This window comes from Pseudomonas emilianonis, from assembly GCF_023072625.1.
GTDB lineage: Bacteria > Pseudomonadota > Gammaproteobacteria > Pseudomonadales > Pseudomonadaceae > Aquipseudomonas > Aquipseudomonas paraveronii.
Map to the genome: position 1 here is coordinate 1 of NZ_JAKNRV010000275.1, position 7094 is coordinate 7094.

Annotated in this window: 7 protein-coding genes and 2 pseudogenes; 2 read left to right on the plus strand and 7 right to left on the minus strand. The window is 60.0% G+C overall.

Translation table 11 applies throughout. From position 1 onward, the window contains the following. The 5 genes and pseudogenes from L9Z73_RS22110 to minC form a co-directional block, all read right to left on the minus strand. Nucleotides 1–233, minus strand: a pseudogene (locus L9Z73_RS22110) (M18 family aminopeptidase); the annotation flags it as partial. Between the two features lie 160 nt (nucleotides 234–393). Further along, the gene (locus tag L9Z73_RS22115) at nucleotides 394–1029 is read right to left on the minus strand and encodes an RluA family pseudouridine synthase (protein ID WP_010208822.1); all 636 of its coding nucleotides are present in this window, start codon (nucleotides 1027–1029) and stop codon (nucleotides 394–396) included. A 96-nt stretch (nucleotides 1030–1125) separates the two neighbouring features. Further along, nucleotides 1126–1380: a cell division topological specificity factor MinE gene (gene minE, locus L9Z73_RS22120; RefSeq protein WP_003175252.1), complete on the minus strand. Its 255-nt coding sequence runs from the start codon at nucleotides 1378–1380 to the stop codon at nucleotides 1126–1128. A 3-nt stretch (nucleotides 1381–1383) separates the two neighbouring features. Further along, nucleotides 1384–2196 carry a septum site-determining protein MinD gene (gene minD / locus L9Z73_RS22125; RefSeq protein ID WP_048721002.1) on the minus strand — a complete coding sequence of 271 codons (813 nt, stop codon included), beginning with the start codon at nucleotides 2194–2196 and terminating at the stop codon, nucleotides 1384–1386. 199 nt (nucleotides 2197–2395) lie between these two features. Beyond that, entirely contained in the window at nucleotides 2396–3133 is a 738-nt protein-coding gene (minC, locus tag L9Z73_RS22130; protein WP_198717263.1) for a septum site-determining protein MinC, read from the minus strand. 119 nt (nucleotides 3134–3252) lie between these two features. Here minC and L9Z73_RS22135 point away from each other — a divergent pair, with 119 nt between their 5' ends. Next, nucleotides 3253–4188 carry a lipid A biosynthesis lauroyl acyltransferase gene (locus L9Z73_RS22135; RefSeq protein WP_198717264.1) on the plus strand — a complete coding sequence of 312 codons (936 nt, stop codon included), beginning with the start codon at nucleotides 3253–3255 and terminating at the stop codon, nucleotides 4186–4188. Between the two features lie 32 nt (nucleotides 4189–4220). Further along, on the plus strand, nucleotides 4221–5375 hold the full coding sequence (locus L9Z73_RS22140; RefSeq protein WP_247405489.1) for a patatin-like phospholipase family protein: 1155 nt from the start codon (nucleotides 4221–4223) through the stop codon (nucleotides 5373–5375). 48 nt (nucleotides 5376–5423) lie between these two features. On the opposite strand, the gene L9Z73_RS22145 is transcribed toward L9Z73_RS22140, so the two are convergent. After that, nucleotides 5424–6209 carry an outer membrane protein OmpK gene (locus L9Z73_RS22145; RefSeq protein ID WP_247405491.1) on the minus strand — a complete coding sequence of 262 codons (786 nt, stop codon included), beginning with the start codon at nucleotides 6207–6209 and terminating at the stop codon, nucleotides 5424–5426. A 622-nt stretch (nucleotides 6210–6831) separates the two neighbouring features. Further along, nucleotides 6832–6975: pseudogene (locus tag L9Z73_RS22150) on the minus strand (urate hydroxylase PuuD); the annotation flags it as partial. Nucleotides 6976–7094: the final 119 nt, after the last annotated feature.

Here is a 7094-nt window from a genome sequence, read left to right on the forward strand (position 1 = left end):
AGGCGGATGCCGCCCTGCAGCGGCGAGTGGCGGCCGAGCTTGAAGGCGATGATCGCGGAGTCGTTGCGGGTCACGTAATAGCGACCGTTGGCCTCGGTGGTCCAGGTATCGCGCTCGTCGAGACGCTGGTAACCGGCCGCTTCGAGACGCTGGGCCAGGGCAGCCGTGGCATGAAAGGGAGTAGGGGAGGCCTTGAGGAAGTCGATCAGGCCTTGATTCAACGCTTCGCGCATAAATAGCTCCAGACAGCAATGCGCGGAGTTTACCGTTCGATGGCGAGAAGTGCACAGCACAAATGTAGGAGGGGCTTGCCCCCGATGGCGGCGTGTCAGTCACTGTATTTGTTCACTGACCCACTGCAATCCCCTCCCACATTTGACGGTGTTTACAGCTTTAGAAGGGGGCCGGGCACTCGAAGCGCAGCCGCTCGCCGCTTTGCGGGTGGGTGAAGCTCAGCATGCTCGCGTGCAGGCATAGGCGCGGCCAGGCGGCCAGGGCTTGTTCATGGGCGTACAAGCCATCACCGAGCAGCGGGTGGCCGATCGACAACATATGCACGCGCAACTGGTGCGAGCGCCCGGTGATTGGCGTCAGCTCCACGCGGCACCAGTCACCGCAACGTTCCAGCACCTTCCAGAAGGTCAGCGCGTGCTTGCCGAACTCGTGGTCGACCACATGGCGTGGCTTGGTCGGCGGATCGTAGCGCAGGGGCAGGTCGATGCTGCCGCTGTCCAGTTCCGGTTGACCCCAAGCCAGGGCGGTGTAGGCCTTTTCGGTTTCGCGGTCATGAAACTGGCGGGACAGTTCGCGATGGGTATCGGCGTCCCGCGCGAGCAGGATGATCCCCGAGGTTTCCCAATCCAGTCGATGGACGATTCTGGCCTCTGGGTAGCCGTTTTCCTGCAGGCGGGTGATCAGGCAGTCCTTGTTGTCGTCGGCGCGGCCAGGCACCGAGAGCAGCAAAGTCGGCTTGTTCACCACCAGGACAGCGTCGTCCTGGTAGAGGATATGGATGTTGGACAACGGCATTAAACAGCCTCGTAACAAACGCCAACGGCGGCTCGACCACCCAGCTCCCGCAAAGGGATCAAGGTGACGGAGCCGCCGTGGCGACCGCCCGTTCGATCAACGATCAGGCAGGGTGATATTGAGTTCCAGAATCGAGCAACTGCCGTCGTTTTCCAGGGCGACATGCACGTCGTCGTTGCCGATATTGACGTACTTGCGGATCACTTCGACCAGTTCCTTCTGCAAGGCTGGCAGGTAGTCCGGCGTGCTGCGTTGGCCGCGTTCGTGCGCCACGATGATCTGTAGACGCTCTTTCGCTACCGACGCGGTACTTGGCTTTTTGTTTGCGCGAAAGAAGTCGAGAAATTTCATTATTTAGTTGCCTCCAAAGATACGCTCGAAGAATCCCTTCTTCTGTACATCGAGGAAGCGATGTTCCACGGTTTTGCCCAGCAAGCGATCGACGGCATCGCTGTACGCCTGGCCGGCGTCGCTCTGGTCGTCGAGAATTACCGGTACGCCTTGGTTGGAGGCTTTCAGTACGGCTTGCGATTCTGGAATCACGCCCAGTAGGGTCACGGCCAGGATGTCCTTGACGTCTTCAACGCCGAGCATTTCGCCTTTGCTGACGCGCTCCGGGTTGTAGCGGGTCAGCAGCAGGTGCTCCTTGATCGGCTCCTGGCCGTCTTCGGCGCGCTTGGACTTGCTGGCCAGCAGGCCGAGCATGCGGTCCGAGTCACGTACCGAGGAGACTTCCGGGTTGGTTACCACGATGGCTTCATCGGCGAAGTACATCGCCAGGTGAGCACCGGTTTCGATACCGGCCGGGGAGTCGCACACCACGTATTCGAAGGTTTCCTTCAGTTCAGCGAGGACTTTGCCCACGCCTTCCTTGGTCAACGCTTCTTTGTCGCGGGTCTGGCTGGCGGCCAGTACGTACAGGTTCTCAAGGCGCTTGTCCTTGATCAGGGCCTGTTGCAGGTTGGCTTCGCCGTTGACCACGTTGACGAAGTCGTACACCACGCGGCGTTCGCAGCCCATGATCAGGTCGAGGTTACGCAAACCGACGTCGAAGTCGACGATGACTGTCTTGTGGCCGCGCAGAGCGAGGCCGGTACCGATAGCGGCGCTGGTGGTGGTCTTACCCACACCACCCTTGCCGGATGTAACCACGAGAATCTTGGCCAAGGTGTTTCACCCCTAAGGAAAAAGGACTTTCAGTCCCTGAAAAACATCTCTTGGAACTCGCTGCAGGCGGACAGCCTTTGTAGGGAAAAGATGTGGTTTCCGCAGGGAAACGCCAACTTCAAATGAGTCCTACGCAAGTCTTGCCGGTTTCGCTGTGCTATCAGAGTCTAGAGATGCTTGGAAAATGCGGCAGTATCCGTTAAAGACGGATGATGTTCAACACATCACCCGACAGGCTGACTTGTACCGCTGCGCCCCACAGCGGGTCACGGCGCAAGTCTTCTGAAACCTTGTACTGGCCCGCGATCGACACCAGCTCAGCGGTCAATTGCTGGCAAAAAATACGCGCCTTGGTATCACCCTTGATGCCGGCGAGGGCACGCCCGCGCATGGGGCCGTATACATGGATGTTGCCATCGGCCAGAAGTTCCGCGCCCGGACTGACCGACGCGATCACCACCAGGTCGCCGCCCTGGGCGTAAATCTGCTGCCCGCCGCGCACGGGGGAGGTGATGATCTTGGTCGGTTTGACCGTAGGCTCCGGTGGTTTTTCCGGTTTTTTCTTCACTTCACCGGCCAACGGATCGAGCGGACGCTCGCGGGCACCCGACGGTGGCAGTACTGGCAATTCAATTGCGATGGCTGCGGCAATGTCTTCGATACGGTTGGCACGAATCGCCAGGGTGCGCAGGCCATGGGAGCGGCAAACGCGCATCAGGCCCGGCAGGTCGATCGTGCCTTCGCCGGCTGGCAGTTTGTCCAGGGCCAGCACCAGTGGGGCATTGTTGAAGAAATTCGGCGCCAGGGCGACCTTGGCGGCGAGCTGGCGGTCCAGTGCGTCGAGGTCATTGCGGGCCAATTCCAGCACGGTAATGGCGAGCATGCTGCCTTTCAGCTGGAACACGGGATCTTGGTCTAGCGGTTCGGTTTGGCTCATGGTCGGCAAAAGCGGCTTGTCACGAAAAGTGTCGAGACTTATAACGAGAACAACCACTGGCCGCAAGCCGAGTCGAACCGTTGTAGAATGCGCGGCCCATGTCTTTACCGGAATCTGTAATGGATCGCCCGCGTTTTCGAGCTGTATTTTTTCATCCGCGATTTTGGCTGTTATGGCTGGGACTCGGCCTGCTGTGGCTGGTCACTCAATTGCCGTACCGTGCGCTGCTGACCATTGGTCGCCTGCTGGGTGCCGGCATGTACCGCGTGGCTGGCGAACGGCGCCGCATCGCCGCGCGCAACCTGGAGTTGTGCTTCCCGGAAAAGTCCGCGCAAGCGCGTAAACACTTGCTCAAGGAAAACTTCGCCTCCACCGGCATCGCCTTCTTTGAAATGGCCATGAGCTGGTGGTGGTCGCGCCAGCGTCTGGCGCGGCTGGCCCACGTCGAAGGCCTGGAGCACCTCAAGCAGGCCCAGTTGGACGGCAAGGGCGTGATCCTCATGGCCCTGCATTTCACCACCCTGGAAATCGGCGCGGCCCTGCTCGGGCAAAAGCACACCATCGACGGCATGTACCGCGAGCACGGCAACCCGCTGTTTGACTTTATCCAGCGCCGTGGCCGCGAGCGCCACAACCTCGACTCCCTGGCCGTGGAGCGTGAAGACGTGCGCGGCATGCTCAAGCTGCTGCGCGCCGGCCGGGCGATCTGGTACGCACCGGACCAGGACTACGGCGCCAAGCAAAGTATCTTCGTGCCGCTGTTCGGCATCCAGGCCGCCACCGTGCCCGCCACCAGCAAGTTCGCCCGCCTGGGCAAGGCGCTGGTGGTGCCGTTTACCCAGGAACGCCTGGCCGACGGCAGCGGTTACCGCCTGGTGATCCACCCACCGTTGACTGATTTTCCCGGCGAGAGCGATGAGATCGATTGCCTGCGGATCAACCAGTGGGTCGAAACCTCGGTGCGCGAATGCCCCGAGCAATACCTGTGGACCCATCGCCGCTTCAAGAGCCGGCCGCCGGGCGAGCCCAAACTGTACGAAAAACGCCGTCGATAAGACCTGCTTTCCCCCCCCCATGGAGTAATGCGATGCGCCAAGCTGAACCGGTCACAGGCTTGATTCTTTCCGGCGGCGGGGCGCGAGCGGCGTATCAGGTGGGAGTACTGGCGGCGATTGCCGAGTTGTTGCCGCCGGGCGCGGCCAATCCGTTTCCGGTGATCGTCGGTACATCGGCCGGCGCGATCAACGCGGTGAGCCTGGCCAGCGGCGCCATGGACTTCACTGCGGCGATCGAGCGTCTGACGGCGTTCTGGCAGGGGTTTCGCAGCCACCTGGTGCTACGCAGCGACTGGCCGGGGGTGATTCACCAGGCCGGTCGCTTCTGTTTCCACAGCCTGCTCGGCCTGGGCGCCCAGGTGCCGGTGGCGCTGCTCAACAGCTCGCCGCTGCGCGATTTGTTGCACGACAAACTGCACCTGGACGGCATTGACGAAGCCATCCGCGACAAACACCTGAAGGCGGTGGCGGTCACGGCCTTCGGTTACGAATCCGGGCAAGCGGTGACTTTCTACCAGGGCGGCGGCACCATCGATGCCTGGTTGCGCCATCGGCGTATCGGTGTGCCCACCCAACTCACGGTTGAACACCTGTTGGCCAGTTCGGCGATTCCCTTGCTGTTTGCCCCGGTCAAACTCAAACATGAGTATTTCGGCGATGGCGCCGTGCGGCAATCGGCGCCTATCAGCCCGGCCTTGCACCTGGGCGCCAACCGCGTGCTGGTGGTGGGCGTCAGCGGCAACCCGCGCGGCGTCGAGCATGAACACTCGTTGCAGCGTGCCTACACTGGCCAGCAGCCGACCCTGGCGCAGATCGGTGGGCACATGCTCAACAGCACGTTCATTGACAGCCTGGAAAGTGATATCGAATTGCTGGAGCGCTTGAACCAGTTCAGCCATTTCCAGCCGGTCGACAGTGTGGCCCAGGGCCTGGCGCCGGTGGACGTGCTGGTGATTGCGCCGAGTCAGCCGATCGATGAAATTGCGGCGCGGCATCGGCAGGAATTGCCGGCGGCGTTGCGTCTGTTCCTGCGGGGGCCGGGTGCGACCAAGACCAGCGGGGCGGGGGTGCTCAGTTATTTGCTGTTCGAGGCGGGGTATTGCAGCGAATTGATCGAGTTGGGGCGCAGTGATGCCCTGGCCAAGCGCGAGGAAATAACGCGGTTCCTGGGCCTGTTACCGATCTGAAGGTGGGAGGAGGCAAGCCCCCCTCCCACATGAATCCGCGGTGTTCAATCAGAAGTGGTATTTGACCAGGAAGCTCGCCGTATCCTGAGTGGTCTTGAACGCGCCGGAATCTTCGATCCCGTACTTGTTCTTCCAGTAGTCATATTCAAAACCGACATACAGCTGTTTCTCGCCCCAGTTCATCGCCTTGCCCAGGTCATATTTGACCTGCGGGTTGAAGTGCAGGTTGGCGTGATAAGTGCCGCGGGCATTCTTGTCGTTGTCCACCACCCAATCCATATAGCCGTCGATGAGGATGTTGGAGTTGCCCACCGGGAGGGTGTACGACCACACCGGGGTGATCTGCCATACGCCGTCGCCTGCGCGATTGCCTTCGGTCTGGCGCTGATAGAAGTTCAACTGGAAGTAGTCGAAACCGGGGATGTTCAGGTCGAAGCCCGGGCCCACCAGGTACGATTCGTTATCGCCTTCGCCGAACTCATAAGTGAACGCCAGCAATACATCTTTGATCGGGCCGAAGGATAAGTCTTTGTCGAAAATCTTGCCGAACGACAGGCGTGGGCTGAACTCGCCGTAGTAAGTACTGGGGCCGACGTTGCCGTCTTCCTTACCGTTGTAAAAGATGCGGTCGAGGAAGAAGAAGTTGTCGCCGTACTTCCACGCATCGGCGTGTTCAAACGTGACGGTCTGTTGGATCTGCGGGTTGACGGTAAAGTTTTTGCCCCACAGGTACGTCAGGCTGTTGTTCTGCCACTGCAACAGGTCACCGGCCACAGCTTGGCCACCAGCCAGCAGGGTTCCTGCCAGCATCAGGCCTTTGAACATAGGTTTCATTCGGTTGCTCCCGAGTTAAAGTTTTATGGTTTTTCTTCTATGTCGGCGCTCTGGTGTGGCGCCTTTTGGTTCGCTGAAAAAATCGTCTGTTCGGTCAGCTTTGATGCTTTAGCAAGAGCTGCGCCAAGGTGCTAAAAAACCCAAAAAAATGTCGTCGACGGCAACGGATGCAGTCGAACTCAGGGGACTTTTGCGCACTTGGGCCGCAGACCGCAGGCCGGGATAAGTTGGCCTTATAGTCAGCTTTTGTATTCGCTGTTTTTTTTTGAGTCGATTCGAGCGGGCGCGGAGAATACTGGCTCCAAAGCCTTGGCTCAAGTGCGCTGTTAGAGCGCGTGCGGGGCGAGAATGGGGCACGGCGTGTGGCTGTTCCCCGTTGGATGGCATGCATGTTGGGGTTCCTGTTCTTTATTGTTTTTCTGGAACGAAGGAATCAATGCGCGTGGGCGACGGCGGGTCGTTCAGAGCCGCGAGGATGTTGAACAGTACATTCAGCGACAACGCAGGCCGGATGTGGGAGGGGGCTTGCTCCCGATTGCGGTGTGTCATTCAACGTATCAGTGACTGAATCGCCGCCATCGGGAGCAAGCCCCCGCCCACAGGTTAGTCATGCGCTCATCCGTTAATTCGTGCGCGCCCCCTGATTGATCCAGGTGCCGATCAGATCGCGTTCCTGCTGGGTCATCTGGGTGATGTTGCCCAGTGGCATGATCTGGCTCGCCACGGCCTGCGCCTGAATACGCGCAGCCTGTTGCTGGATCTTCGTCTTCGTCGCCGACCACACCGCCGGCAGTGCGGGCAAGGAAGACCTGCCTATTACCAACTATCAGATTCCACTGTTCATCTATGCGCCCAAGCTGATCGACGCACGGGAATCGGCACAAC